A 26,683-nucleotide genomic window follows, 5' to 3' on the forward strand; every position below is an offset into this window, starting at 1 on the left:
CCTCTCTCGACTTGATTATGGCTCGCGTCTATAGACTGCCGCATTAATCAATCCTCCTACCAGTAGAACAACCGCTGTCAGATAGAACCATATCATTAAAACGACCATGTTCCATAGCTGCCCATAAAATATGGAGTAGTCGCTTATACTGACATAGTTTGAAAAGCCGATTGAAACGACTTGCCAACCGATTGTTGCAAAAATCGCACCAGGAAAAACCATCCTCCAAGGCAACCTGATACTCGGTACAACCTTATATAATAGTAAAAAGAAAAAGTATAAAAAAATGGTACCAATACCCCATTTAGCAATAAACCATAAATCAAAAAATGAAGCATGCACTTTAATCCTAGGCAAGACAAACGTACGCACAATATCCTCAACAATTGGAACCAGCAAGGATAATGACAAAAGCATCATAAATCCAAATGTGAGTAGTAAATCGTTTATAATTCCATGTAGAAAGAAAGATTCCCGCCTAATTTTATATGCTTTATTTAATGAACGAACCAGTGATTGTACTGCCATAGATGCCAGCCAAAATGCCGCTATCACACTAAAAGACAGCCACTGACCTTGTCCTTTATCCAAAATGCTTTCCAAGGTACTACTGATTACCCTGTACGTGTCTCTCGGAGCAAAAGGTTCTATCAACACTAAAATGTTTTCTAATTTTACGGGCAGAAAACCAATAAGTGTAAAAACGAAAATAAAGAAAGGAAATAAGGATAGCATGAAATAGTAAGCCATTTGCGCGGACTGATCATAAAAACGTTCTGCAAAAAATCGTATAAGGATTTGCTTAGTACTTTTTAAAAGTCTCACTGATGAATCCTCCTTTCCCTCCATTTGGCTTGTTCTGTCCTTTCAGAATAATACTATGTTTAAAGTCGTTACTTATCTCTAAAATTTAATTTCGTTCAAAACTTTTTAGACAAAACAGGACCTGCCACTATGACAAGTCCTGTTTAGCAAAATTAATTATGATTTATCCTTCTTGCTTCGATATTCGTTCGGTGCTTCACCAGCATTTGCATTATAATTCTTAAACTGAGCTTTACGCCCGTTCCGATGCTCCCCACTATTCTCGTTTTCTTTAAATTGATTATTAAATTCCTTTTCCTTATTGACCATTTCATTACCCCTTTCCAATAAACAAGATTGCTTTAGTTTTTGGATTTGGGTCATATTTATTCATACCGCTATTTTTGAAAAAAACCAAGCAGTGTCAGGCATCAAGGATTATATCAAATTCTCATTGACTTCCTTAGAACTACTTGGTACTATTTAATTGATAATGATAATCCTTATCAATTAAGGGTTTTTCACTACAAAAAAAATCTCCCAAAGGAAGGTTGTTTTTATGAAAAAGGTTACGCTATTTGTACTTATATTGCTTTTTCTAACTGCATGCGGTGAAAAATCCGCTCAAGAGGACTCTGATTCAACAAAGGAAAACGCAGCAGATCTACGGACAGTAACAATTGAAGATGGAATCCAAGAAGTGAAAATCGAAGGGACTCCAAAAAAGGTTGTCGTATTAGAATGGACGTATGTTGAACATCTTTTGCCCCTGGGAATTCAACCAATCGGCGTGTCAGATGTTGAAGGATATAACAAATGGATAAATGTTGGAGATCCATTAAGTGAGTCTGTTAAAGATGTAGGTACCCGTGCTGAACCTAACTTAGAAGCTATATCTCGTCTAAATCCCGATTTAATTATTGGAGTCAAATACCGTCATGAAGGAATTATAAAACAATTACAGGATATTGCCCCTACTGTCATGTTTGCACCGTATTCTCAGGAAGGAGCTAAAAACCAATACCAGCACATGTTAGATGAATTTCATACCATTGCAAAAATTTTCGACAAACAAGCGAAAGCTGATGAAGTGGAGCAACAACTTGAAAAAACATTTAAAGAGCAGGGACAGCGAATTGCAGATGCAGGATATAAAAATTTAGATGCTGTTGTTACGCAGGCTTTCACATCACAAAACGCACCAGTATTACGCTTATTCACGGATAATTCCGTAGTTGCTGGAGTGCTAGAGAAAATGGGAGTCAATAACGCTGTCACATCTGATAAACCAGAAATTTATGGTTTCCTATCCGTTTCAGTTGAAGCGTTGCAAAATTACCAAGACAATCATTTCTTTTATTTAGTTCAAGAGGACGATACTATTTTCAGTGAACAGCTGGCTGATAATCCAGCTTGGACCAACCTAAATTTTGTAAAAGAAAACCATACATATAAGCTACCAGGTGATATGGGAACCTTTGCAGGACCGCTGTCAGCTAAAAGATTGTCGGTGGAATTTGCAGATGCTTTGGTTAATAATAAATAAAACTCAAATAATGACCAGAAAGAAATCATCCTTCCCAATCGGAATTAGATGATTTCTTTTTTTGTGAACAATAGATTGGTACATTACAATTAGGGAAACCTATAAGTAAGAAGAGGAGGTTGTTTCATGAAGGCGATTTGGAAAGGTTATTTAGATGCTTCACTTATTTTGAAAATTACCGTTGCACTTATTCTTGGTATTATTGTCGGGGTTATATTTGGTAAAGATGCTGCAGTATTAGCGCCATTTGGGGATCTTTTAATTCATTTGTTGAAATTCCTTATCATTCCGCTAATTTTATTTACATTAATTGTTGGGGTTAACCAAACAAAAATAGGTAACCTGGGTCGTATGGGGGGAAAGGTTTTTGCCTATTACCTGCTGACTTCTGCCCTCGCAATTATAGTTGGGATCGCTGTTGCAAGCTTTTTTAACCCTGGAACTGGAATGACACTGGATACTAGTGAAAAGTTTGACGTCCCGGACAATCCGGGCACAATAAGTGTTCTATTAAGCATCATTCCTGAAAATATTTTCACTGCGTTTAGTGAGCTTAATCTATTAGGTATCATTTTTACAGCAATTGTTTTCGGAATTGCGATTTCATCATTACGTTCATCGAAGGAACACGCTGAGCTAGGAGAACATGTCTATAAAGTTATTGACGGACTGAATGAAGCGACTTTATCTATTATGAAGGTCATCCTTCAATACGTTCCAATCGGAATTTTTGCCATCATCGCAAAAACCGTTGGCAATCAGGGTGCCGAAACGCTACTTTCACTTGGAAATATGATTCTCGTTCTTTATGTTGCCTTAATTGTACAGGTTGGAATCTATGTCATCTTAATGATTCTTTCAAAAATCAAGCCGACCAGGTTTTTTACGCATGCACGGACACCAATGATTACTGCTTTCGCTACCCAAAGCAGTTCCGGTACATTACCACTTACATTAAATGCGGCAAAAAATCTGGGGTTATCAAGAAGCTTATATGGGTTTAGTCTTCCGTTAGGAGCCACGATTAACATGGACGGTGCGGCTATCCGGATTGCAGTATCCGCTGTATTTGCTGCCAACATTGTCGGAGACCCGTTAAGCTTTACAGATATGCTTCAAGTAGTGTTGGTTGGTACGTTGGCATCTGTTGGTACAGCCGGTGTCCCTGGGGCAGGTATTATCATGATCGCCACTGTTTTTGCACAGTTAGGTCTACCGATGGAAGCTGTTGGTTTATTAACTGCAATTGATGCACTAGTTGGTATGGGTTGTACAGCTCTGAATGTCACAGGTGACTTAGTCGGGACAACCATTATTAATAAATCGGAAGAAGAGTAAGAAAAGCGCAAGCGCCTTGGTCAGCCCCGACAAGTTTAAGACGAATCTCTTAGTGATGATTTTTATCACAAAGAGATTTGACTTAAAACCTCAGGCGGGCTAGGCGCTGGCCTGGCCGATAAAAACGCCACGTCCTGTGGCTTTATCGGCACTAGTACGTCCTGTACTTCGGAGCTGGACGCGGCCCCGCATAGTGACCAAAATATTAAATGTCACATTTTATACTTTCCTTACGTACAAGAAGGTAAACAGTTCTCATAATAACTAAAGAATGTTAAAGACTGAACAATCCCTTCTAATCAAGGGATTGACAGTCTTTTTTTGGTATTCTTACTAATATTTACATCCAAATTTGTACAGGATATTAATAATAAATGATATAATAAGTATGTTATTTAAAAATATAGGGGGAAAAATATGCAGGAAGACCAAATGCCACAAGACTTTGTCAACGTAAAATCTGCAAATCGTCAAAAAAAATTAACAAAAGCCAAGTTATTAAAACGAATGATTTTTGTCCCATTAGGTGCACTTTTAGTAGCTGCGGGACTGGAAATATTTTTAGTACCAAACAACATAATTGATGGAGGAATCATCGGAATCTCCATTCTAACTGCCTATTTATCTAACATTAATCTCGGATTATTGCTTGTCCTCTTTAACCTTCCTTTTTTAATACTCGGCTATAAACAAATCGGAAAAACTTTTGCCCTTACCACTTTAGTGGGCGACCTTATTCTTGGGATCGGGGTAGCATTATTTCACCCTGTTCCAGTTTTAACAGAAGATCTCCTGCTCGCCTCTGTTTTCGGTGGTATATGCATTGGGGTTGGCGTTGGTCTTGTCATACGTCACGGTGGATCACTTGACGGGACTGAAATATTGGCAATTATATTCAACAAGGCAACCCCATTCTCTGTCGGTGAAGTTGTTATGTTTATGAATGTCTTCATTCTAGGAAGTGCTGGATTTGTCTTCGGCTGGGATCGTGCTATGTACTCGCTAATCGCCTATTTCATTGCATATAAAACAATCGACCTTACGCTTGAAGGATTGGATCAGTCCAAATCAGTTTGGATTATAAGTGACCAATATCAAGAAATTGGTGAAGCCATAAACGCTCGTCTTGGTAGAGGTGTAACCTATCTCAATGGTGAAGGTGCATACACAGGAGACGATAAGAAAGTTATTTTCACTGTCATTACCAGACTTGAAGAAGCTAAGGTAAAAAATATCGTGGAAGATAAAGATGAATCTGCATTTCTTGCGGTAGGTGACATTCACGATGTGAAAGGTGGACGCTTTAAGAAAAAAGCGATTCATTAATAAGCTAAAAAAATAAACATGTAAAAGGATAAATGGAACGCTTTACCACCACTCTATCATCCTTTTATATGTTTATTTTTATGTAAATTGTTTACAAACACTTCACCTAAGCGAGCGGCAAAGTAAACCAGAAAGTATTGTGATTCCCTTTTGAAGTAATTCCAACATTACCGTGATGATGTTCGATTATTTCTTTTGAAATAGCAAGCCCAAGTCCTGTCCCTCCTGTTTCGCGGTTGCGGGAAGCGTCTATACGATAAAATCGCTCAAAGATTTTATTGTATTCTGCCGGCGGAATTTTTTGACTCGGACCTGTAATAGAAAATTTGTATTCGGATTTTATTTTTTCCCCTTTAAGCATAATAGGACCAGTTCCTTGATAATAACGAATGGCATTGTCGATCAAATTGCTGACAACCTGTGGAATCCCTCCACTATATACGTTCACTATTCCATGATCAGTTTGAACGTCTATTGCAATGTCAGCTTTCTCAAGCGACCAACGAAACATTTCTACAGATTGTTCAATCAGCAGATACATGTCCACCGAGGCTTTCTCAGAAAGTTGTTGCTGTGTGACATAATCCCATTCCTTAAGTTGCTCAAGTTGTTCAACCATTCCCGTAAGACGTGTGGATTCTGCGTGGAGTGACTGATATAATTTCAGATCCCCTTCAATCACCCCATCTTTCAATGCATTCAGATACCCATTTAGATTGGACAAAGGTGTGCGAAACTCATGAGACAAGTCTGAGACGAGTTTTTGTCGATGTTGCTGGTTTCTTTTCAGTTGCAGAATTAACTCATTAAAATGACCAATTAATTGTCCAGTTTCATCATCAGATGATAACTCAATGGGACGCGGATATTGGCCTTGTTTCATGCTTTTGGTAGACTCAATCAGCCTTCTGAGTGGGTGTATTAGTTTTTTCGTTAAATAAAAATGAATCACACTACCAGTTACAATTGCCGTAATGCTAAATATCCACAAATAATTAAAAAGCGTTGAATTAAATTTATTTTGCTTCTGATCATTCATCGTTCCCATTCCATCAACTAAAAAACATGCTGTATTGTAGATCGCAAAACTACTAAACACAATAAATGATGCAACTACCACTATATTTATAAAGGTCAAACGCCATAAAAATTGTTTTGGAAGCCATGATTTTTTAATGAACAAATTTATACCCCATTCCTCGAACAGTGCAAATACGTTTCGGGGAAGCCGTATTATCCTCAATTTTTTCCCGGAGTTTCTTTATATGTGCATCAATGGTACGATCCAGAACAGTTTTATCAGCATATGGATATAGTTGATTAATTAGGTCTTCTCTTGACAGAACTACATTAGGATTTTCCATGAAATGAAAAAGAAGATTGAATTCATGCTTCGTCAGATTAATTTGTTTATCATAAAGCAAAACCTCGCCTTTTCGCGGTTTTATACACAATCCGTCACAGACAACCTTTTGACAAAATTGCCCCGTCCTCCTAAGAACTGCTTCTACATGAGCTACAAGTTCATCTGGGTCGAATGGTTTCGTCAAATAATCATCAGCACCTATTTTTAATCCATTAATTTTATCCTCTGTTCGAACTTTAGCAGATAGCATAATAATCGATACTTCATTTCGTTCCTGTTCGCGTACCCATTTACAAAATTCCTCGCCACTAAGTTTAGGGAGCATTAAATCAAGAATAATTAAACACGGATGATAAGTTAAAAAAACATCCTTTGCAGTTTCACCATCAACAGCCTCAACCACGTCATATCCTGCCTTATTCAAATATATGCTGACAAGCTCACGGATCATTTTATCGTCTTCCACTACCAATATCGTTTGTTTCACGAGATCACCTCACTTTTTAGTTTACTAAATTTGAGGCCTATTGTATCTTCTCAAATCCTTGAACCATCATTTCGTAATTTAAAGCACCAAATGCTTTATTTCGAATGCGGCCAGCAGAATCGATTATAAAAGAAGTAGGAATGGGTTGAATTTGATAATCACCTGATACAGCCAATTGTTTATCTAACAATACTGGGAATGTTATTCCGAACTCATCAACAAATTTTTGAACATCTTCTGTACCTGATTCAGATCCAGTTAAATTAACAGCTAAAATCACTACATCTTTGTTTTCATGAAACTTCTGCAAATCAGGCATTTCAGCCCGACAGGGTGGACACCATGTTGCCCAAAAATTTATCATGACCTTTTTACCCCTAAAGTCCGAAAGTTTTACTGTCTTCCCATTCAGCGTAGACAGCTTGAAGTCCGGAGCGATTTGTCCTACTTCAAGACCTACTTCATCCGACTCAACGACCTCCTCTTCCTTATCATCATCCTTAGGTGGGGATGTTATTGTATTGTCCGAAATAGATTCAGCCTTTTCTTGAATGGCCGTATCTTCAGACGAAGCGATGAAATCATACACTGCGAAGCCAAGCATCCCCACAACAATCACAATAAGAATTGCCTTTTTCATTGATACACCCTCCGTTCTTATCCTAATTTAGTTAACCAAGTATTCTGTACAAGCTGCAGTAAAAATGCAGAGATTCGTGGCATTAAGCCAGAGAATAATATAAGACCCATCACAATCATGACCACTCCACCTATTTTCATAATGATTCCACTATGACGGACAATCCATTTTGTGGACCCAAGAAAGAAGGTCAATACAAGAAACGGTAATGCAAAACCGATGACATACATGATGGTATAAAATACTCCTTGTCCAGGGTTACTAGCTGCTAAAAATAAAATGGAAGCAAAAATTGGCCCGATACACGGTGTCCATCCAGCTGCAAATCCCATACCAACAAAAAAGGTTCCTAGATAGCCCATGGGTTTTTTTGAGTAATGAAAGCGCCTTTCCTTCATTAATGCTGTGAATTTAATCCACCCGCCAACAAATAGCCCCATGAAAATAATAAATACCCCAGCTATACGCTGGATGAGTAATCCAGAATCACCTGAAAGTAATTCTTGAATCCATTGACCTAAAAACGAAGCACCGACACCTAAACTAATAAAAATCAGGGAGACTCCGAGTAAAAAAAATATGGAATGGCTCAATAACTTTTTACGGATTTCACCATCATGGTTGCCTTGAAGTTCTTTGACACTGATACCTGTAATATACGATAAATAGGCAGGGAAAATCGGTAACACACAAGGGGATAGGAAAGATAGCGCTCCAGCGCCAAGCGCCAGAAACATTCCTACCACCAACATTGTATCTGCTTCTATTCCACCCATCATGACACCCTCTTTCTTAATGTAGATAACGCGATACTACTAATAGCAATAATGCCATAGAAGCCTTGATCCAAGTAAAATTGGAATACACTTGTATGATGAAAAATAGATAAAGCGAGTTGTCCCAGACTCCACCCAAGAATGCTTACAAACATAAGCTGTGCAGTTGTCACTTTCTCCTGTAGCAGGATGATAATAATAAGTAGTACCGCAAGTAATCCTATGTAAACCCAAGTGAGCACTCCATCTCCTACCATGATTTGAATAAATTCATACACAAAGGAAGCAGATAAAAATACATACATCCAGGATAAGAGAAGAAGTAGTAAATGCTGATAATGTTTAACTACTTTGAATTTGCCATATATCAAAGTGAGTAAAAATGCCACATAGAAAGCCTTTGAATCACTTGGATAAGCCAAAATAGCACCTGGGTCACTTATGAATGTGGAGATATTTGTCAGAATTTTTCCAACCCACAATGAAATGACAAATACAACTAGAATAGATCCAATTTCATCTATACGTTGCTTCGTTTCTAACTTTGAAAAAGGACTGGTGAACCGAAAAAATATAAATCCCACAACAAAACTGCCAATAAGTAGGATAAGCGAACTTTTGATAATGAGAGGACCAATTATCCAAGCTGATGGCATAGTAGTAATTCCTCCTAAATGAGTTCTAATAGTAATTATATAAATGGAATATGAAAATTTGATGAAAGTAAAAAAAAGAACGGCAAAGGTTTTATAACTACCCCAACCGTTCCCCCATATAATACAATATAGAACCGAATTAACTTAAAAGATCCATCCAAATTTTAATTGCTGTTGCTATTATTAAAATTGCCAGAATCCATTGCAGATACTTTGTATTAACCTTTTTCCCTAATTTCGCCCCAAGTGGTGCAGCGATTAAACTTGCTATAATCATGATAACTGCTGGGACAAATAGTACCTGACCAGCTATTATTTTACTGGTTGTCGCACCGATGGAAGAGATAAATGTAATTGCCAAAGATGTTGCAATTGTAATTCTTGTTGGAACCCTAAGAACCACTAGCATTATAGGTACTAACAAGAATGCTCCACCTGCACCGACAATGCCTGCGCTCACCCCGACAAGTAGCGCGAGTAGTGCTGAAAGCAATCTATTAAATCTGTCCATGTTCAAAGGTACATCATCAATATCTTTTTTAGGCACCAACATTAAAACTACAGCGATTAAAGCCAACACGCCATATACCATGTTAATTCCGTTTTCGGTCATATGAGAGGAAACAATACCACCAACAAAACTACCAATTAAGATACTGATACCCATATATCCTATGATGATTTTATTTAAATACTCCCCTTTTCGATATACCCATACCCCACCAATTGTCGCAAAAAATACTTGAATAGCCGTAATACCTGAAACTTCAAATGCACTAAATTGAGCTATTCCCAAAGCTGCAGGAATATATAACAACATGGGATAGATAATAATGGAACCACCTATTCCAAGCATTCCAGAAACAAATGAGCCAATGAATCCAATAAGAAAAATTGACACAATGAAAATAATACTAAACTCCATACTGCATTACCCCTAACAAGAGGGTCCCCAAAGATGGGTTCCTCATGCTTTTTTAATCCAAAATTTTAGTACCCCGTCTTCTTCCATGTCTTCTAATAGTTCATGACCACCAGATATCGTCCATGCAGTAAGGTCACTTTTAGCTCCTTTATCTGTCGCATGTACCTCTAACACATCACCAGAGTTTATTTTTTCCATTGCCTTTTTTGTTTTAACAATCGGCATTGGGCATGCCAGTCCTTTGGCATCTAATACTTTAGTTGATTCCATTTATATTTCCTCCTCTGACTTAGCCTTCAACCGCACAACGGTTTGGGCCAGTTTCCATTTCTCTTTGTTTTTCACTTTCCGGATTGATTTTACCCATGTTTATTTTTCGAATATCTTCATATGCATTTGGTTGTGGTGGAAGATTTTCCGTAACCATTTTTCTAAATTCATTCTCATCCTCTATCTGTAATCCCGTGTTTTTCTGATATAAATCTCCTAAACGAGCGGAAACACTGCCATCTTTTCGGAGCTCTTCCGCAAATGAATAATGGGCGGGTAACACAACTAAATCTTCGGAAAGTTCTTTGTAACGGTTATAAAGCGTGTTACGAAGATCGCCAATCCAATCTTCTGCCTTTCCAGCTAAATCTGGACGGCCGATTGATTTCACAAACAGTATGTCCCCCGTTAATAAATACGTATCGTCAATGATGAACGAAGTGCTTCCAATCGTATGCCCTGGTGAGTACATTGGTTGTACGTTAACCGTTGTGTTTCCGACAACAATATCATTTCCTTCTTCTAAAGCAGCATAATCAAACGTTACTTCTGTTGCATCCTTTGGCGGTAGGTGATAGCTTCCTCCTACTTTTTCTGCTAACATTCGTCCACCGGAAATGTGGTCTGCATGTAAGTGTGTGTCGATAACATGCTTAATTTGTACGCCATTTTCTTCCGCAAATTTCTCATAAACATCTATCATTCTTGCCGCATCCACAACTGCTGCTTCTCCGTTTGATTCAATAAAATAAGATAAACATCCTTTACCTAATCGAACGAATTGATAAAGTTTTCCCCCACCATTTAAATCAGCAATTTTCACGGGTTCTACATGTTCACTCCAGGCTTTCATTCCACCTTCAAGGTCAAAGACATTGGTGAAACCTGCTTCATTTAGCATTTCGGCGATCATTTGTGAGGACCCACCCTTTGCACAAACAACGATAATTTCTTGGTCTTTGTCTAGCTTATCAGTTACTGGTTCAATTCCATCGAGTAAATCAAAGTATGGTACGTTGATTATTTTTACTTTTTCACCTTCAATTTTCCAATCAGCAAATTCATCTTTATTTCGAACGTCCAGAATGAATGTTTTTTCATGGTTCACTATCCTTTTCGCCAATTCTTTCGTAGTTATAGTTGTTGGCATCACTCTTACCTCCTAGCTATTATTGTCTAATGGGCCATCCCACTTTGACATTCCGGGTATCACATTTTTAACGTTCTTAAAGCCATTTTCAAATAGCGTCTGTGCAGCTAAATCACTTCGATTACCTGTACGACAAATAACATGTACTTCATTATCCTTATCAATTTCTTCTAATCGTTCTTCTAGCACCCCAAGGGGTATATTCACAGCATCTGGTATATGACCAAACGCAAATTCAGCTGGTTCACGAACATCTAGAATAACAAGTGATTCTTCTAGCTTTATTTTATTTTGTAGTTCATCCAAACCAGTAGTCGTTTCATGTTTTATTTCCTTTTTGATTTCCACATCACTCGCTTTTCGCAAATAATGCTTTAATACATCAGCGTCTTCTATTGTTCCAAGATAGTGATGCCCTGTACTCGTCGCCCATGCTTTAAAATCCGCTGTGGATCCTTTATCAGTCGCTTGGACTTCGATTACCTGACCAGGTTCCAGTTTTGTTATAGCTTTTTTAGTTTTAACAATTGGCATTGGACACGCTAATCCTTTTGCATCTATCGTCTCATTTGTTGTAATGTTCATGTGAATTTCTCCTCCTTTACTTTACTTCGTCTTTCCAAGCCAACATACCGCCTGCCATATTGGTAACGTTATATCCCTTTTCTATTAAAAATGCGCATGCCTTACCACTTCTGCCACCAGACCGACAAACCATAAAATGATGTTGACCCTTTGGGATTTCATCTAGTCGATCTTGAATTTGACCCAATGGAATATGGCGTGCACCTGGAATTATTCCCTGAGCTACTTCCTCATCTTCTCGAACATCGATAACACTAATGTTCTTTCCATTTTTCAATTTCAAAGCTAGGTCCTTTGTTGTAATTTCTTTCATTCTTTATCCCTCCAAATTTATCATTATTATACATATACCTGTATGGGTATAATGTTTTGTAAAAAAATTATATAAATAAACTTATATTGCCATTTTCTGCATCACCAATATAGGCTGCAACTCCTGCATACTCTATTTCATCAAGTAATTCTTCTTTTTGCAGTCCAAGCAAGTCCATCGTCATCGTGCAGGCAATCAATTTCACATCTTGTTCCTGTGCCATTTCTACTAATTGAGGTAGAGGCATGGCATTGTGTTTCTTCATCACACTCTTTATCATTTTAGGTCCCATTCCCAAATAATTCATTTTGGACAGACCCATTTTTTCTGTGCCTCTTGGCATCATTTTTCCAAATAACTTCTCCATAAGTCCTTTTTTAATTGGAACTTGATTTTCTTTACGAAGTGCATTTAATCCCCAGAAGGTATGAAAGATTGTTACCTCGTGGTCATAAGCCGCTGCACCGTTAGCAATGATATATGCAGCCATCGCTTTATCATAGTCACCACTAAATAACACAATCGTTGTTTTCTTTTTATCTGACATTTACATTTCTCCTATCCTATGATTAATTATTACCATTACCCGTATGGGTATTATACCTGTTAAAAAAATAGGGTTAACCGTATTGCTTAACCCAGTTATCATCCTAAAACCTGGACTTTATATTGTCAAATATTACTTTTTATCGGCTTTTAACAAGTAAATTTACCGCTTCTTGTATAATTGCTTCGGAACTTTCGTCATTATCCTTCGCCTCACGAATGCATTGCTCCAGATTTGTGCTAACAATTAATGCAGCAGTTCGATCCAAAGCAGCCTTTGCAGCTGACATTTGTACGATAACATCTTTACAATCTTTTTCATCGTCCAACATTTTTAGCAAGCCTCTAACTTGACCTTCTATACGTTTAACTCTATTTTTCACTTTATCATCGTATTCCATTGCTACACCTCTTTCTATCAATTGCTAGGCTTAGCATATACCCCGTAAGGTATATTGTCAAACTTAAACGTTAAAAAAAATATCTTACAAACTAAAAACGATTTTTGTAGTTCAAATTCACTATCACATTTCAGTACATTAGAACCATTTTTCTCCTTTTACGCTAGAAATATTTACAATATTTTGTTTAGACTTTATTATTAGACTGTTACCAAACTTCTTTCTTAGGAAGTTTAGTTACTCTACTTAGAAAAAGAATAGGGGGAGGTCACTACATAAATTATTTTAAGATTTAGGGGCAGTTAAATCTAAATACTTTATAGGAGGAAAAAGACTTTATGAAAAAGGGACTCATTCTATCTACTACTCTAGCGCTTACACTAGGGTTTGGAACAGTAAATATTAGTGCAACAACAGCACATGTTCCTGAATCTAACAATCTATCTGCAAAAGTTACATCGTCAGTTGGATCACCAGTAGATTTAGGCATTGCTAACGATGAGAAATTAATAGAGATGTTAAAAGAAAATGGTACGATCGCAAAAGATGCAAGTGCCAAAGAAGCGCAAAAGGCTTTGAAAAAATTCCTAAAAGGAAAAGCCAAAAACGCTAAAGAGACGAAAGATAAACTTCCAAAAGGCTTAGATGGCGACATGAAAGATAAAGCGAAAACGCATGATAATGGCCTTACAAATGGTAAGGGTAATAAGCTTGGTCATGCTAAAAAGCAAAACATTACTTCTGTGGAAAAAGAAGTTTATAACGGCGAAACACGTTCTGATAAAGTTCTAGTATTAGCAATCGATTTCCCAGATTACGAGAAAAGCTCTATTGAACAAGAAGAAACAGACATGTGGTATGAAAATTACCCACTTTCACATTTCCAAAATATGATTTTTGGAGAAGATGGATATGAAGGTCCTAACGGAGAAAACCTAATATCTATGAAACAATACTATGATCAACAATCTGGTGGTAGCTATACTGTAGATGGTACAGTTGCTGGATGGTATACAGCTGAGAATCCTGCTGCTTACTATGGCGGTAACTTCCCTGCTCCAGATGGCAGTGATGCACGTCCACGTGAACTAGTCTTTGAAGCTTTAACAAAAGCTGGACAGGATCCAAACGTTGATTTAAGCGAGTATGATGTTTGGGATCGTTACGATTACGACACAGATGGCGTATATGATGAGCCAGATGGTGTAATCGACCATTTAATGGTTATTCACGCAGGTGTTGGTGAAGAAGCTGGTGGTGGAGCACTTGGCGGCGATGCAATTTGGTCACACCGTTGGAACCTTGGACAGTTAACTGCAGTCCCAGGTGGTACATCTGATAGTGATCGTTTCGGTGGACAATTGGCAGCTCTCGATTACACTATCGAACCTGAAGACGGCGCTGCTGGTGTTTTTGCTCACGAATATGGTCATGACTTAGGTCTACCAGATGAATATGACACGATTTACAGTGGTGCTGGTGAAGCAGTTTCTTACTGGTCTCTTATGGCAGGCGGAAGCTGGGCAGGAGATATTCCTGGAACAGAGCCTCCTGGAATGAGCCCGTTTGCTAAAGAAATGCTCCAAACGTTACATGGTGGTAACTGGTTAAGTGGAACTACACTAGAATCAAATGAAATCACAGATGGCGGTACTTCTGTACTTCTTGACCAAGCGGTAACAAAAGGTACAAACAATGACGCTGTACGCGTTGATCTTCCTGCAAAATTAAATGTATTGAACACTCCAGCTGCTGGAGAATTCGAATATTATGGTGGTAAAGGCGATGAAGCCGACCACAAAATGGTAACAACAGTTGACTTAACTGATGCTACAAATGCAACACTTGATTTCGATGCTTGGTATAACATCGAGTCAAATTGGGATTATGCAATGGTTCAAGTTTCAACAGATGATGGTGCTACATGGACATCACTTTCAAGTGACCGTACAAGCTCTGTAGTTGATCCAAACGGCTATCCTGCAATTAAGGAAAACTTACCTGGATACACAGGTTCAAGTGATGGTTGGGTACATGAATCAATTGACATTAGCGATTATGCTGGTCAAGAAATTAAAATTCAATTCCGTTCTATGACTGACTGGGCAACAAACCTAGATGGATTCTTTGCTGATAACGTTAAAGTAACAGCTGATGGTAGCGAAGTATTCTTTGACGGAGCTGAGGCAGATCCTCAATTTGATCTAAATGGATTTGAAAAGCATGATGGTAAATATAAAACTGAACACTACTATTTATTAGAGTGGAGAACGCATAACGGTGTTGACGAAGGTCTTGCTCACATCCGTCGTGGTGCTAGCTTAATGAGCTTCGATCCTGGTTTAGTTGTATGGTATGTGGATGAATCATATGATAACAACTGGACAGGCGTTCACCCTGGTGATGGTTTCCTTGGAGTAGTTGATGCTGATCAACACGCTATATACTGGAGTGATAAAACAGTAGCTTCTACCCGTTACCAAGTACATGATGCAGCATTCAGTATCGATAAATCGGAGAAAATGTTTATCGATTACTCAGATCTACTAGGTCGTACAATGAAAGACAACTTTACAAAACGTACTCCATTGTTTGACGACAGTGAAGACTGGAGTAACCCAGGTTTAGTAGACGCTGGACGTAATGTACCAGAATACGGATTGAAATTCCGTGTTATTGGACAAAGCGCTGACGAAACTGTTGGTAATGTATTGATTTATAAGTAAGGATTTTAATGAAAGGATCGGGCTAGTTGCCCGATCCTTTTCTATGTTAAAAACCTTCAAACCCGGCTTCTCAAAATGTCTAAAAAAAGCCCATGGCCATGTGACATATCCGCCGATTCACGGGTATATCTGCCATTCTGGAAATATATCTGCCATTATTAAGATATAACCGCCAATTTAAAAATATAACTGCCAATATTGAAGAATAACCGCCGTTATCAAATTATATCGGCCAAGCGCCCCCCCACGCCTGACTTACTTAACGAACAAAAGCGCAAGCGCCCGTTTAGCGACGTATGGATTGGACTGAACCGTATGAGATAAAGGAAACACGGTAAGCATAAGCGAACCGATGTTGACTTATCGTAAGGAGGTAAAGGAAATCCAATAGTCGCTGGGCGCTGGAGCTGGACGTGGCCCTGCATAGTGACCAAAATATTCAATGTCACATTTTATACTTTCCTTACACAAAAAAAAATCTACCTTCTGCAAATAGCAAAAGGTAGATTCCTCTATTTTAATGTCTGAGCAATAGCCCTTCCCGCTTCACGTCCAGTAAATAAACATCCACCTAAAAACGTGCCTTCCAACGCTCGATAGCCATGTAGCCCTCCGCCACCGAATCCAGAAACTTCTCCAGCTGCATATAAACCAGGAACCGCTTCTCCAGTTTCATTAAGCACCTGTCCAGATAAATCCGTTTGTAATCCACCCAACGTTTTACGACTAACGATATTTAACCGAACAGCAATAAGTGGTCCGTTTTTCTGATCTAGTATTTTATGTGGTGTGGCAACGCGAATTAATTTATCACCCAGATAATTACGTACTCCCCGTATCGCAGTTATTTGCAAGTCCTTCGTATACGCATTATCTACTTCTCTATCGCGCGCCTCTATTTGTCGCGCTATAGCGTCACGATCTAGTAATCGTTCACCTGTTAACTTATTCATGCCAATAACTAGATTATCAATATTATCTGCTACAACAAAGTCCTCGCCCTTGTCCATAAATGCCTTTACGGGAGACGTTGGTCCAGGCAGTATCCTGCTCAATACCTTTTTAATACTTTTGCCAGTTAAATCAGGATTTTGTTCAGAACCAGAAAGCGCAAATTCCCGTTCGATAATTTTTTGTGTCAAAATAAACCAGGAATAATCATAGCCAGTTTTTTGTATCGCTTCCAGGGTGCCCAGTGTGTCAAATCCGGGAAAATTCGGTGCCGGGAATCGGTTCCCTTCTGCATCCAACCAAATGGACGACGGACCAGGCAGAATACGTATACCATGCTTGTCCCATACTGGATTCCAATTTTTTATCCCTTCTGTATAGTGCCACATGCGATCACGGTTAACAATTCGGCCGCCAGCATCCGACCATCCACATGCGCTGGCACACCTGTTATCATCTTTTTAGGGGCTTTACCAAGTCTACTAGGCCAGTTTTTACGGATTAGGTCATGATTAGCCCCTATACCACCACTAGACACTAGTACAGCTTCTGCACGATGGGAAAATTCACCAATAACATCCCTTGAACTTTCCTCCCCCCGGGCAGCAAAGCTATCAGCAAGTACAGCTCCTGCTACACCGACAATCGCTCCATCATCCGTAACCAAATTATCCACACGATGACGTGGTTTATACACAACGTTACCGTTTTTCATATGCTCGCGTACTCGTTGTTCAAACGGCGCAACAATGCCAGGTCCTGTGCCCCATACAATATGAAACCTTGGTACTGAATTTCCATGTCCTTCAGCAAGATAACCACCACGTTCAGCCCAACCAACTACAGGAAAAAAACGCATTCCCATACGCTGCAGCCATTCACGTTTCTCGCCAGATGCAAAATTAACATAAGCTTTTGCCCATTTTTTACCCCAGTAATCTTCATCATCTTCCTTATCGAAGCCAGCAGTTCCAACCCAGTCCTGCCAAGCTAAATCCTTTGAATCCTTTATTCCCATCCGACGCTGTTCTGGTGAATCTACTAGAAATAATCCTCCGAAAGACCACCATGCCTGCCCACCAAAAGATGCCTCTGGTTCTTGATCTAACAGCAATACTTTTTTACCGGCATCCGCGATTTCAGCAGTTGCAACTAAACCAGCAAGCCCAGCACCCACTACGATTACATCTATGTCCATGAAGTTACCCCTTTAGCTTTTAGAATCACACCAAATTGAACCTTTCCTCCAAAATTATCCACCAATTTAATCTTCTCCTATTACCGCTTCATTACTTCCTTATTCACTAAATTATCTGGCTCTTGATTTTGTAGCCCTTGACCAAGGTTTTTAACTGCCAACTCAAACATTTTCATTCTAGTCTCAAGTGTTGCCGAACCTATATGAGGGACTGTCATAACATTTTCCAATTCAAGAATTTCGTGATCCGTTTGAATTGGCTCTTGTTCAAACACATCTAAAGCCGCTCCTAAAATTTCTCCTTCTTTCAACGCCTTGACCAATGCCTGTTCATCCACATTTTCACCACGTGAACCATTGATGAAAATAGCAGATTGTTTCATGCGGGAAAACTGCTCGGCTCCCATAATATGCCCCGCTTCTTTATTCGCTGGAGCCATAACCAGCACAAAATCAGACTCTGTCAATAGCTCATTCAAATCACAATACGTTGCATCCACTTCTTCAGCGACCTTATCATTTTTCGTTCGATTATGATAAAGGATTTCCATATTAAAACCAAAATGGGCACGTTTCGCTACAGCAGAACCAATTCGCCCCATTCCAATAATACCGAGTTTCTTATGATGAACATCGACCCCATAGTTTTCCAAACCAATCATATCCGTCCATTTCTTTTCCTTTACTAAACGGTCAAGCTCGGGAATTCTTCGTGCAGCAGCAAGCATCAACGTCATCATCGCATCGGCAGTAGTGTCATCTAATACACCGGGCGTGTTCGTACCCATCACGCCATGTTCCGTCATTGCTTTTATGTCAAAGTTGTCGTAGCCAACCGAAATATTGCTAACGATTTGTAGCTCAGGAGCATTCGCCAAAAGCTCTGCATTAATCGGAAGTCCCATACCTATCAGGCCTTTACAATCCTTTAACTCTTCCAAAAAAACCTCATACTCTTGTTTAACATCCGTAAAGTGAACAAGGTTGAAACGTTCTCTTAGTTTTTGAATGCCGATATCTGGTAGGTCATGATAAGCAATTACTTTAGGTTTTACGTTTGTACTCATACACTGATTCCTCCTATTTCTACTTTCAAAGTTCTATAATTCCTGTTCCATCAGATAGGGATTAGTACAAATTACGTTCTTCACCCGCTTGATCGTATCAGGTTTAATAGGTACATTTTTGTTCCGGTTAAGGTAGATCCACCTAAGACAAGCCAACGCTTCAAATAGTTCAATTTCATCATCCTGCAACGGATTTTCCAATAAATATGCGGTATGAAATATAGAAGAATACTGATCAGATGGACTGTAAATCTTGAACAATGTATTGGACCATGCAAAATCATACCTCTTATCACCCAGTTGACCGTTCGTCCAATCTATAACAGTATATCGCCCATTATCCTCCACAATATTTTCAAAATGAAAATCTCCATGAATAACACAGTTCTGCCTAATTTCAGTCTTTCCAACCAATTCGGTAATGGTTTTATGTAAGTCCGGAAAAGCTTCTATTCCAGGGTAGAAATAACTAATAAAATCATACTTTGGCAGCGTAATATCTATTTTTTTCAGTGGTGTTTTATGTATGCTGGATAAAATAGATGCGATTTCAGTCAATGCTTCTTTACTTACATGCGTAGCTGGTGTCCCATCGTAAGAGGTTAGAAGTACACTATCCTCTTCAGAATTAATTCCCCATCCGATTGCTTTAGAAACAGATAATCCACGTGCAGAAAGAGTATTCAATAAGTGGTACTGAAATTGAATATTGGGTTTCGAATCAAGAGTCCAGCACTTCAAGACAAAGCTTTCTTTTTCTGTGCTGATTTTCATTACTTCCGCTTCATTTCCCTGATTCATCGTGTGAACACTTAAATCTGACTGTCCTAAAAGTTCATCTAGTTTAACCGATTTCTCGTTCCAATCAACGTCATGAAATAGATTTTGCATACATAATTCCCCTTTTATTTCCACACTTTAACTATTCTCCATTACATGTCAATTTCCCTGCTAATCGACAAAGAAAAGCGCCAGGACCATTTGATCCTGGCGCTTTTTCTTCTTTATCCTACACCCTCGGTTTACTCTCAAATCCTACCTTCTTATGTGTGCCATCACAATATGGCTTCGCCTGAGAATGCCCACATCTACAAAGTGAAAAAATCCTTTTCGTGGTATACGCATTTCCTTCTCCATCCACCAATTCGATGTCACCCGATACTAGCAAAGGCCCATTATCATTCACTTTAATTTGTAGTTTATCACTCATGAAAATCCCCCTTATTTATCATGAAATCTAATACTTCTTTATCAATCTTTCCTTTTTCCAGTTTTCGTTCTTCAAAGTTTTCCACATGAAGAAAAGATGTCAAACCTTTATGTAGTGCTTCATCGTCTACAAACCTGCTTTAGCCCATGGAACAACTGAGCCAACCCCAAGAAACTTCGATTGCACAGCAACACCTAGCTCATTTGTTTCAGGGTCAAATCCCGCTATTGAAAATGTCATTGATACCATGTCCCCTCTATTAACAATTTACTTTTCTATATGCTTCTTTATTCATAAACTTCGACGAATACAATTAAAATTCCTTTATTTATGGGAGCACAAATAGGATACAAGAGCGTATCGTAAACTTGTACCCATATGGATAAATTATTTGGGACAACTGATTGGTTATCTACATGGCCTGATCCTTCCCTTACGGCTGCTTCCCTTTTGTATATCCTTCCTTTGTCTTCTTAGCTAGCTCAAATAATCCTGTTCCAGATAATCCTGCAAGAGCGCCTGCCCATAAACGCATGACTAAATCTAGATCAGTGAACGGATAAGCCATAGCACCAATTAATAGCCCGATTGAAACACTCACTAATGGAATAAAGTTTTTCTTCAAATTGAAAGTCCTTTTAATTAATTCAATTAAGGACAAAATGACTGGTGCTATTACGGATGAAAATAATAATACTTCTTGCATAATAAATTCCCCCCGTACCATTTTATGTCCACTTCTCTCGAATGGTTGGTACAGACGTTTAGTTTTAATAAGAAAAGTGCAAGCGCCTTGGTCAGCCCCGACAAGTTTAAGACGAATCTCTTAGTGATGTTTTTTATCACAAAGAGATTTGACTTAAAACCTCGAGGCGCTGGGCGCTGGAGCTAGACAGACTTTCGTTTATACTTTCCTTGCTCTCAAAAAAAAAAAGAGCCCTAATGGCCCTCTAATTCAACTTCTCGACATCTGTAACTTGGAAGTTATTTTTGTATAACTCTTTCTTAATACGCTCTACTTCATTTGAATTTACATTTTTCGGTAACACGATACATACTCTTCTTGCGTACTTTGAGTCGTTATTCAGTGAAATAACACTTTGTACGTTGCAATGCTTATTAACAACTTTTAGCATTTTCTGTAATGCTCCTGAGAATTCAACGGTACCAATGGTCAAGGAATAACTACCATTATTCGCTCCCCAGGCATTCTCTAGTACCGAAATCACATTCGCATGTGTTAGAATTCCTAAGAATTCTCCCTCTGCATCTACAATTCCCAAATATGGTAGCTTTTTAATACTGGAAAACACTTTAAAAAATGAGTCGTTTTCCCTGACCCAACCTTCTTGATCTCTCATAAGTTCCTTCACTGGACCGTTCAAACCATGTTCTTTTTCATATTCCAGGATATGGACCTTGTAAATATTACCGAGAAACTTGTTTCTTTCTTCATCTAGGACTGGTATACACCTGAATCCGGACGAGTTCAATTTATCCATTGCTTTTTCCATACTATCCGTTTCTTTAACATAAATAACTTCCTGTCTCACTACATAATCATTACTTACAATCATTTTTTCAACCTCCCAAGATTCTAAGTTATTCAGCACACATGTTATATATGCAAAAAATTTCATGATGCTTTTATTATTTTTGCCATTATAACATCAAAGAAAAGTAATTTCTCCTGTCATTACTTAAATTCGACCTTATGCTCTGTTTTTCCTTCAAACCACAAGAATTGTTCATTGGTGGATTGGTTATACAAATGGTAGTATAAAGAACATAAGAACAAAAGCGCAAGCGCCCGTTTAGCGACGTATGGATTGTGCCCACGCAACGTGGGTAGTTCGATGTTGCCACTCAAAGTGGCGGTTTTAATCGAACTTCCTTCTTTCTTATGAGATAAAGGAAACACGGTAAGCGAAAGCGAACCGATGTTGACTTATCGTAAGGAGGTAAAGGAAATCCAATAGTCGCTGGGCGCTGGAGCTGAACGTGGCCCTGCATAGTGACCAAAATATTTAATGTTACATTTTATACTTTCCTTACAAATTAGAAAACTTGGCTTATCGCCAAGCCTTAATGGCGAATGCCTTAGTTGCACTTATGCAGTAAGAAAGGATTTCTTACCTGCTAAACAAGAAGTTTCGGAAAAGAGTGGTGACGCATTGGGACATTTACATATCAAACACCACTGGCTCGGAAGGCTGCTGGCTTCAGATCCAGGACGAGTACGGTTTCAGAAGGCAGGGAAAGCAACCATCAGTTTAATGTCGGCTGTCTTCACGACCTTATTGATTTTACGCTTATCAGGAAATGACCTCCTTACACCGGCTATTGTATCTGGAATGGTCGGAATGATGGGTATCATGATTGTCATGGACGATTCAAAAAAAGAAAAACAAATAACGACTTTATTACTCGGTGTTTCCGCTGCAGTTGGGATTACAGGGGGATCTTTACTAGCAGGCAATCTCTACTATATTGACGTGTTAATGATACTCGTTATCTTTGGTGCCTTTTACTTAACGCGGTTTGGTGTTCGTTACTTTTCCATTTGCATGATCGGTTTTATAACGGTTTATATTTCTTCCGTTTTGAGCCTTTCATCAGACCAATTACCGTGGTTCTATATGGGTATCTTAATCGGGGTGATTTATGCGTTCTTGTACAATTTCATTTTATTTAAAGACTCAGCACAAATTTTAAAACGGAGTATCCGGTCCTTTCATATCCAAAGCAATTTGACGTTTAATATGTTAATAAAAGGCATTCAGGATACAGAGCCAAACCCTAAGCGAATCAAAAATCTTAGGAAAACTGTTCGTAAGCTCCGCGATTACGGTAGAACTGTTTCTGGAAACCTTAACGCACAGGACATAAAAGAAATATGGCCTGGCCTTGATACCGCGCAATTACGACTGTATGTGTTCGATACGGGTATGTTGATTGAAACGTTAACTGAATCCATATATAAATTGAAAAAAGCTGATGCACTTGAGATAGAGGAACTGCGCAGATTGCTTGTTTGGGTAATAGCCTGTCTTCGTGATGCCAGAGTGCTTGCACAAAATTATGATAAGCAAGATTTAGAAGAAGCGGAATTAGCCGTACAGGGACTTCGTCTAGCCATAAAGGATCTTCTCATTCAGAAAGAACAACCTGAAGGATGGGTTTTTCTTATTCGTCGGATTGAATCGATTGCGAATCATGTGGTAGAAGGTGTGGTCAGCATACAAGAATCCCTGCATGAAGGTAAATCCGCGCAAAGTAATCAAGAGGATAATGAGGCAGACGATGACGAAGATGACTCTACTGATAATAAGAAAGAACTTAAGCCTTCTACAAAAAAGGCTTACCAGGCACTTGTTGCAGGAATTATCGCTATAATCGTTGGTCAAATCATTTCGCCAACCCAACCATATTGGGTGCTTCTTACAGCATTTATTGTTCTACTCGGAACAGAATCAGTTGGGCGAACCTATAAAAAAGGATTCGAGCGCTCATTTGGAACGATAATTGGAGCAGCACTAGGATTTGGCCTTGCAAAAATATTTTCCGGCCACTCCACCATTGAGTTGATTCTTTTGTTTCTGGTAGTTTTCTTAGCGTTTTACCTCGTTACCGTTTCCTATACCATGATGAGTATGTTCATCACGATGCTAATTGCCTTTATGTACGATATTTTACTCGGAGGAGTCACCCTTCAATTAATCGGTGAACGCGTCATCGATACAATTGCAGGTGCCATCATTGCTTTTGCAGTATCAGCAGTTATTTTCCCTAAGAAAACAAAGGACAAAGTCGCAGATAGTATTGATGAATTTTTAACCGAACTGAAACCATATGTAACCGGCTATGTGCAGAGTTTTCGTGAAGATGTTTACGTGAAAGATCTTGCGGACAACGCGTTTACGTTGGATCAAAAGCTTCAATCAATTGAAGACGAGGCTGGCCCGCTGCTTAACCGGCCGGAAACGATTAGTAACTCTGGTATCGCCCGCTGGATTACCATATTCACAGCGATCAACTATTACGCCAGACACCTGGTCGCTTCATCGTTTAGAGGGAATTTCGAATACCCAGAGGAGTTAAAGGAAACCTTTAAAGATGTCGAGGAAAAACTGGAACATAACATTGACACTCTTAGCAAACTTATCCTAGGAACCGAACGTACTGGCAGGATTTATAGCTTAAAAAAAGAACGGGAACAAATCGAGCGCCTTGCTCCAAATAGGGACCAAGCCCACCGAGACTTAATCCATCACCTTTATTATGTGTGGCGAATTAATCAGTCCATTGTGGCCTTGGGTATCGATATGGGGGCAGAGGAAAAATAAAAATTTCATACGGGGAGTTATGTTATCGGGCGGAAGATTGGCTATAGCTGAAGTGCTTTATCTGCCGATTCGCAGCTTTATCCGCCAATCTATAATTATATCGGCCGTTTTAAAAATATAACCGCCATTTTAAAAATATAACTGCCAATATTGAAATATAACCGCCAATATCAAAATATATCGGCCAATCGGACATTATATCCGCCGATTGAACATCGGACCATATTTGTACAAACCCTATTCAAAATAAAAATCATCCTGTGTACATATTTGTTGAACACAGGATGATTTTTATTTATTCATTCGACTGTATAATCGGAAGAACAACATGGGAAGGATACGTTTCATTGTGATAGATCCTTTGATTTGCAGTTTTGTAATCTGAACTATTCAACATCGTTTTCCCTGTATTTAGATTCGCATCAAAACGCGGGAAATTACTGGATGAGACTTCAATCCTTATCCGATGGTTTGAAAGAAACAGATTGCTGGTTGCCCACAAATCAATCTCATACTCTACCACTTCCCCGCTCAAATCTGCCTCAGGCTTGTAACCGTTGCGATACCTTGCACGGACAATACCATCTGCTAAATTATAAGCTGTTCCATCCGGTAATACATCTATCAGTTTTGCAGTGAAGTCAGTGTCTTTCACATCTGTCGACGCCCAAAGCTTGACTTTGATAGGACCTGTTACTTCAACCGGCTCATTTAGAGGCTCAGTTGTATAGACTAATACGTCATCTCTTTCCTCAATCTTCCGTTGGTCTTGTGGGCCAGTTGTGTTAACACCATCGTACAAGGTGCATCCACCTAATGACGGCACTGGATTTTCAGGATCGTACACAAAATCATCTGTCGGTTCCTGACCTGGTTTTCTCGTGGACAGTCTTCCGTCACCACCTCCAGTATTGGCACTACCCTGGCTGTGTAGATAATATGGTACATAGTTTGTACGCGCAAGAGGCCACTCCTGTTCATCGCGCCACTGATTCATACCCATTACAAAGATTTTAACCGGAGCTTCATCAGCAATATGTGAATCTTTCCCCTTCAACCAGTAGTCAAACCAACGGATGTGGAGATTTGTCAGATCTTCTTTATGGTCTATCCAATCTTCTGATGCATGGGAGCCAAACTTTCGCTCTCCAATCACCGAACCGAAGTCACCGTGAGCCCAGGGTCCAATGATTAATTTCTGGTGCTCTCGTATACTTTGGCCGTCCGCCTTACTGTTCATTTCCGTGTAATTGTCAATCGTCGAACCTAGCAAACTATCGTACCATCCTCCAAGATGATATGCCGGAACATTAATCCGATCATATTTGTCTACTAGACTTGTCCTTTGCCAATCATTATCTTCCATTCCACGTTCCAGTTGCTCAAAGAAGTACTTTGCTACACCGAGTTCTTTTAATAGTGGCCAATCCTTAATTGGTGCATGACGATACCATTCTTCTATATGGTCGATACCATTAGCCAGCTTTTTCATAACTTTGCCATACTCAACTGGATCTGTGTACTTTCTTTTGATAAGATCCGGAGCAATTGATTCAAGGACCCAGGTTTTCGATCCACCTAGTCCATATGCGCCATGATAGTACGCATTACCTTTTCGTTGATCACTTAATGTTTGGGCAGGGAAAATTGCCTGTAAACTCGGCGGTCGCTCCGTCGCTGCCAACAGTTGCGTAAAGCCATAATAAGAGAGTCCGAACATCCCGACCTTCCCAGAAGAGTAGGGTAATGATGCCGCCCATTCAACCGTATCGTAGCCATCCTCAGCTTCATAGATAAACGGTTCAAAATCTCCTTCAGATTGAAAACGGCCTCTCACATCCTGAATAATGACGACATAACCATTTTCAACAAGCCGATTTGTATCCAGATAGCGGTGAGAATAAAAAGGTAAATCCTTACTGTACGGAAGGCGTGTTAATAATACAGGAAACTCACCTTCCTCTTGAGGACGGTATATATCAGCATAAAGAACTGTACCATCCCTCATTGTGCATGCAACATTCTTTCCTAATAAAATCTGCATATAAAATACCTC

At 39.1% G+C, this 26,683-nt stretch carries 26 protein-coding genes and 2 pseudogenes; 5 read left to right on the top strand and 23 right to left on the bottom strand.

Going from position 1 to position 26,683, the window contains the following annotated elements; genetic code table 11:
• Positions 1 to 15: 15 nt before the first annotated feature.
• A complete protein-coding gene (locus LG329_RS09330) occupies positions 16 to 825 on the bottom strand; it encodes a YihY/virulence factor BrkB family protein (RefSeq protein WP_404450548.1) in 810 nt (269 codons plus the stop codon).
• A gap of 156 nt (positions 826 to 981) precedes the next feature.
• Positions 982 to 1,134 (bottom strand): hypothetical protein, encoded by a 153-nt coding sequence (locus tag LG329_RS09335; RefSeq protein ID WP_404450549.1) that lies wholly within the window; start codon positions 1,132 to 1,134, stop codon positions 982 to 984.
• Between the two features lie 229 nt (positions 1,135 to 1,363).
• Here LG329_RS09335 and LG329_RS09340 point away from each other — a divergent pair, with 229 nt between their 5' ends.
• The 3 genes from LG329_RS09340 (at position 1,364) to LG329_RS09350 (ending at position 5,014) form a co-directional block, all read left to right on the top strand.
• A complete protein-coding gene (locus LG329_RS09340) occupies positions 1,364 to 2,350 on the top strand; it encodes an ABC transporter substrate-binding protein (protein WP_404450550.1) in 987 nt (328 codons plus the stop codon).
• 126 nt (positions 2,351 to 2,476) lie between these two features.
• Positions 2,477 to 3,688 carry a dicarboxylate/amino acid:cation symporter gene (locus tag LG329_RS09345; RefSeq protein WP_404450551.1) on the top strand — a complete coding sequence of 404 codons (1,212 nt, stop codon included), beginning with the start codon at positions 2,477 to 2,479 and terminating at the stop codon, positions 3,686 to 3,688.
• Positions 3,689 to 4,120: 432 nt separating this feature from the next.
• Positions 4,121 to 5,014, top strand: coding sequence for a YitT family protein (locus tag LG329_RS09350; RefSeq protein ID WP_404456518.1), 894 nt, complete (start codon positions 4,121 to 4,123; stop codon positions 5,012 to 5,014).
• A gap of 106 nt (positions 5,015 to 5,120) precedes the next feature.
• Here the strand turns inward: LG329_RS09350 and LG329_RS09355 are convergent, their stop codons facing one another.
• The 12 genes from LG329_RS09355 to LG329_RS09410 form a co-directional block, all read right to left on the bottom strand.
• Complete coding sequence (locus tag LG329_RS09355; RefSeq protein ID WP_404450552.1) at positions 5,121 to 6,197, bottom strand: sensor histidine kinase; 1,077 nt, start codon at positions 6,195 to 6,197, stop codon at positions 5,121 to 5,123.
• On the bottom strand, positions 6,187 to 6,867 hold the full coding sequence (locus LG329_RS09360) for a response regulator transcription factor (RefSeq protein WP_404450553.1): 681 nt from the start codon (positions 6,865 to 6,867) through the stop codon (positions 6,187 to 6,189). The genes LG329_RS09355 and LG329_RS09360 overlap by 11 nt, the downstream gene beginning before the upstream one ends.
• Positions 6,868 to 6,904: 37 nt before the next feature.
• The gene (locus LG329_RS09365; protein ID WP_404450554.1) at positions 6,905 to 7,507 is read right to left on the bottom strand and encodes a TlpA family protein disulfide reductase; all 603 of its coding nucleotides are present in this window, start codon (positions 7,505 to 7,507) and stop codon (positions 6,905 to 6,907) included.
• A gap of 17 nt (positions 7,508 to 7,524) precedes the next feature.
• A complete protein-coding gene (locus LG329_RS09370) occupies positions 7,525 to 8,283 on the bottom strand; it encodes a cytochrome c biogenesis CcdA family protein (RefSeq protein WP_404450556.1) in 759 nt (252 codons plus the stop codon).
• Complete coding sequence (locus tag LG329_RS09375) at positions 8,283 to 8,939, bottom strand: hypothetical protein (RefSeq protein ID WP_404450557.1); 657 nt, start codon at positions 8,937 to 8,939, stop codon at positions 8,283 to 8,285. Before LG329_RS09375 ends, LG329_RS09370 begins: the two co-directional genes overlap by 1 nt.
• 139 nt (positions 8,940 to 9,078) lie before the next feature.
• Positions 9,079 to 9,864 (bottom strand): sulfite exporter TauE/SafE family protein, encoded by a 786-nt coding sequence (locus LG329_RS09380; RefSeq protein WP_404450558.1) that lies wholly within the window; start codon positions 9,862 to 9,864, stop codon positions 9,079 to 9,081.
• Between the two features lie 42 nt (positions 9,865 to 9,906).
• A complete protein-coding gene (locus tag LG329_RS09385) occupies positions 9,907 to 10,134 on the bottom strand; it encodes a sulfurtransferase TusA family protein (RefSeq protein WP_404450559.1) in 228 nt (75 codons plus the stop codon).
• Positions 10,135 to 10,153: 19 nt separating this feature from the next.
• Positions 10,154 to 11,284, bottom strand: coding sequence for an MBL fold metallo-hydrolase (locus LG329_RS09390; RefSeq protein ID WP_404450560.1), 1,131 nt, complete (start codon positions 11,282 to 11,284; stop codon positions 10,154 to 10,156).
• 12 nt (positions 11,285 to 11,296) lie between these two features.
• Entirely contained in the window at positions 11,297 to 11,869 is a 573-nt protein-coding gene (locus LG329_RS09395; RefSeq protein WP_404450561.1) for a sulfurtransferase TusA family protein, read from the bottom strand.
• Positions 11,870 to 11,885: 16 nt separating this feature from the next.
• Positions 11,886 to 12,182 carry a rhodanese-like domain-containing protein gene (locus LG329_RS09400; protein WP_404450562.1) on the bottom strand — a complete coding sequence of 99 codons (297 nt, stop codon included), beginning with the start codon at positions 12,180 to 12,182 and terminating at the stop codon, positions 11,886 to 11,888.
• 67 nt (positions 12,183 to 12,249) lie between these two features.
• Positions 12,250 to 12,729, bottom strand: coding sequence for a DsrE/DsrF/DrsH-like family protein (locus LG329_RS09405; protein ID WP_404450563.1), 480 nt, complete (start codon positions 12,727 to 12,729; stop codon positions 12,250 to 12,252).
• Positions 12,730 to 12,868: 139 nt separating this feature from the next.
• The gene (locus LG329_RS09410; RefSeq protein WP_404450564.1) at positions 12,869 to 13,129 is read right to left on the bottom strand and encodes a metal-sensitive transcriptional regulator; all 261 of its coding nucleotides are present in this window, start codon (positions 13,127 to 13,129) and stop codon (positions 12,869 to 12,871) included.
• A 338-nt stretch (positions 13,130 to 13,467) separates the two neighbouring features.
• Here LG329_RS09410 and LG329_RS09415 point away from each other — a divergent pair, with 338 nt between their 5' ends.
• Complete coding sequence (locus tag LG329_RS09415) at positions 13,468 to 15,855, top strand: immune inhibitor A domain-containing protein (RefSeq protein WP_404450565.1); 2,388 nt, start codon at positions 13,468 to 13,470, stop codon at positions 15,853 to 15,855.
• Between the two features lie 512 nt (positions 15,856 to 16,367).
• Here the strand turns inward: LG329_RS09415 and LG329_RS09420 are convergent.
• From LG329_RS09420 to cbpA, 8 genes and pseudogenes are all read right to left on the bottom strand, one after another.
• Positions 16,368 to 17,953 (bottom strand): annotated as a pseudogene (locus tag LG329_RS09420) (FAD-binding dehydrogenase); the annotation flags it as partial.
• 131 nt (positions 17,954 to 18,084) lie between these two features.
• Positions 18,085 to 19,071, bottom strand: a complete 987-nt coding sequence (locus LG329_RS09425; RefSeq protein WP_404450566.1) for a 2-hydroxyacid dehydrogenase — start codon at positions 19,069 to 19,071, stop codon at positions 18,085 to 18,087.
• Between the two features lie 33 nt (positions 19,072 to 19,104).
• A complete protein-coding gene (locus LG329_RS09430) occupies positions 19,105 to 19,962 on the bottom strand; it encodes an aminoglycoside phosphotransferase family protein (RefSeq protein ID WP_404450567.1) in 858 nt (285 codons plus the stop codon).
• Positions 19,963 to 20,080: 118 nt separating this feature from the next.
• Entirely contained in the window at positions 20,081 to 20,281 is a 201-nt protein-coding gene (locus tag LG329_RS09435; RefSeq protein ID WP_404450568.1) for a CDGSH iron-sulfur domain-containing protein, read from the bottom strand.
• Positions 20,274 to 20,366: a putative peptidoglycan binding domain-containing protein gene (locus LG329_RS09440; protein ID WP_404456521.1), complete on the bottom strand. Its 93-nt coding sequence runs from the start codon at positions 20,364 to 20,366 to the stop codon at positions 20,274 to 20,276. The genes LG329_RS09435 and LG329_RS09440 overlap by 8 nt, the downstream gene beginning before the upstream one ends.
• Positions 20,367 to 20,410: 44 nt before the next feature.
• Positions 20,411 to 20,521: pseudogene (locus LG329_RS09445) on the bottom strand (DUF1028 domain-containing protein); the annotation flags it as partial.
• Positions 20,522 to 20,714: 193 nt separating this feature from the next.
• Positions 20,715 to 20,987 carry a holin gene (locus tag LG329_RS09450; protein WP_404450569.1) on the bottom strand — a complete coding sequence of 91 codons (273 nt, stop codon included), beginning with the start codon at positions 20,985 to 20,987 and terminating at the stop codon, positions 20,715 to 20,717.
• 244 nt (positions 20,988 to 21,231) lie between these two features.
• Positions 21,232 to 21,858, bottom strand: coding sequence for a cyclic di-AMP binding protein CbpA (gene cbpA, locus LG329_RS09455; RefSeq protein WP_404450570.1), 627 nt, complete (start codon positions 21,856 to 21,858; stop codon positions 21,232 to 21,234).
• A 597-nt stretch (positions 21,859 to 22,455) separates the two neighbouring features.
• On the opposite strand from cbpA, the gene LG329_RS09460 reads away from it, so the two are divergent.
• Entirely contained in the window at positions 22,456 to 24,627 is a 2,172-nt protein-coding gene (locus tag LG329_RS09460) for an FUSC family protein (protein WP_404450571.1), read from the top strand.
• Positions 24,628 to 24,922: 295 nt separating this feature from the next.
• Here the strand turns inward: LG329_RS09460 and LG329_RS09465 are convergent, their stop codons facing one another.
• Positions 24,923 to 26,671, bottom strand: coding sequence for a CocE/NonD family hydrolase (locus LG329_RS09465; protein WP_404450572.1), 1,749 nt, complete (start codon positions 26,669 to 26,671; stop codon positions 24,923 to 24,925).
• Positions 26,672 to 26,683: the final 12 nt, after the last annotated feature.

It is taken from the genome of Virgibacillus necropolis, from assembly GCF_044793635.1.
Taxonomy (GTDB): domain Bacteria; phylum Bacillota; class Bacilli; order Bacillales; family Amphibacillaceae; genus Virgibacillus_F; species Virgibacillus_F necropolis_A.

Coding starts and splice junctions, on each gene's coding strand:
- LG329_RS09365 (WP_404450554.1), bottom strand. CDS start 7,507: ATGAAAAAGGCAATTCTTATTGTGATTGTTGTGGGGATGCTTGGCTTC.
- LG329_RS09410 (WP_404450564.1), bottom strand. CDS start 13,129: ATGGAATACGATGATAAAGTGAAAAATAGAGTTAAACGTATAGAAGGT.
- LG329_RS09375 (WP_404450557.1), bottom strand. CDS start 8,939: ATGCCATCAGCTTGGATAATTGGTCCTCTCATTATCAAAAGTTCGCTT.
- LG329_RS09335 (WP_404450549.1), bottom strand. CDS start 1,134: ATGGTCAATAAGGAAAAGGAATTTAATAATCAATTTAAAGAAAACGAG.
- LG329_RS09400 (WP_404450562.1), bottom strand. CDS start 12,182: ATGAAAGAAATTACAACAAAGGACCTAGCTTTGAAATTGAAAAATGGA.
- LG329_RS09380 (WP_404450558.1), bottom strand. CDS start 9,864: ATGGAGTTTAGTATTATTTTCATTGTGTCAATTTTTCTTATTGGATTC.
- LG329_RS09435 (WP_404450568.1), bottom strand. CDS start 20,281: ATGAGTGATAAACTACAAATTAAAGTGAATGATAATGGGCCTTTGCTA.
- LG329_RS09390 (WP_404450560.1), bottom strand. CDS start 11,284: ATGCCAACAACTATAACTACGAAAGAATTGGCGAAAAGGATAGTGAAC.
- LG329_RS09345 (WP_404450551.1), top strand. CDS start 2,477: ATGAAGGCGATTTGGAAAGGTTATTTAGATGCTTCACTTATTTTGAAA.
- LG329_RS09450 (WP_404450569.1), bottom strand. CDS start 20,987: ATGCAAGAAGTATTATTATTTTCATCCGTAATAGCACCAGTCATTTTG.
- LG329_RS09405 (WP_404450563.1), bottom strand. CDS start 12,729: ATGTCAGATAAAAAGAAAACAACGATTGTGTTATTTAGTGGTGACTAT.
- LG329_RS09340 (WP_404450550.1), top strand. CDS start 1,364: ATGAAAAAGGTTACGCTATTTGTACTTATATTGCTTTTTCTAACTGCA.
- LG329_RS09425 (WP_404450566.1), bottom strand. CDS start 19,071: ATGAGTACAAACGTAAAACCTAAAGTAATTGCTTATCATGACCTACCA.
- LG329_RS09385 (WP_404450559.1), bottom strand. CDS start 10,134: ATGGAATCAACTAAAGTATTAGATGCCAAAGGACTGGCATGCCCAATG.
- cbpA (WP_404450570.1), bottom strand. CDS start 21,858: ATGATTGTAAGTAATGATTATGTAGTGAGACAGGAAGTTATTTATGTT.
- LG329_RS09430 (WP_404450567.1), bottom strand. CDS start 19,962: ATGCAAAATCTATTTCATGACGTTGATTGGAACGAGAAATCGGTTAAA.
- LG329_RS09350 (WP_404456518.1), top strand. CDS start 4,121: ATGCCACAAGACTTTGTCAACGTAAAATCTGCAAATCGTCAAAAAAAA.
- LG329_RS09370 (WP_404450556.1), bottom strand. CDS start 8,283: ATGGGTGGAATAGAAGCAGATACAATGTTGGTGGTAGGAATGTTTCTG.
- LG329_RS09465 (WP_404450572.1), bottom strand. CDS start 26,671: ATGCAGATTTTATTAGGAAAGAATGTTGCATGCACAATGAGGGATGGT.
- LG329_RS09415 (WP_404450565.1), top strand. CDS start 13,468: ATGAAAAAGGGACTCATTCTATCTACTACTCTAGCGCTTACACTAGGG.
- LG329_RS09395 (WP_404450561.1), bottom strand. CDS start 11,869: ATGAACATTACAACAAATGAGACGATAGATGCAAAAGGATTAGCGTGT.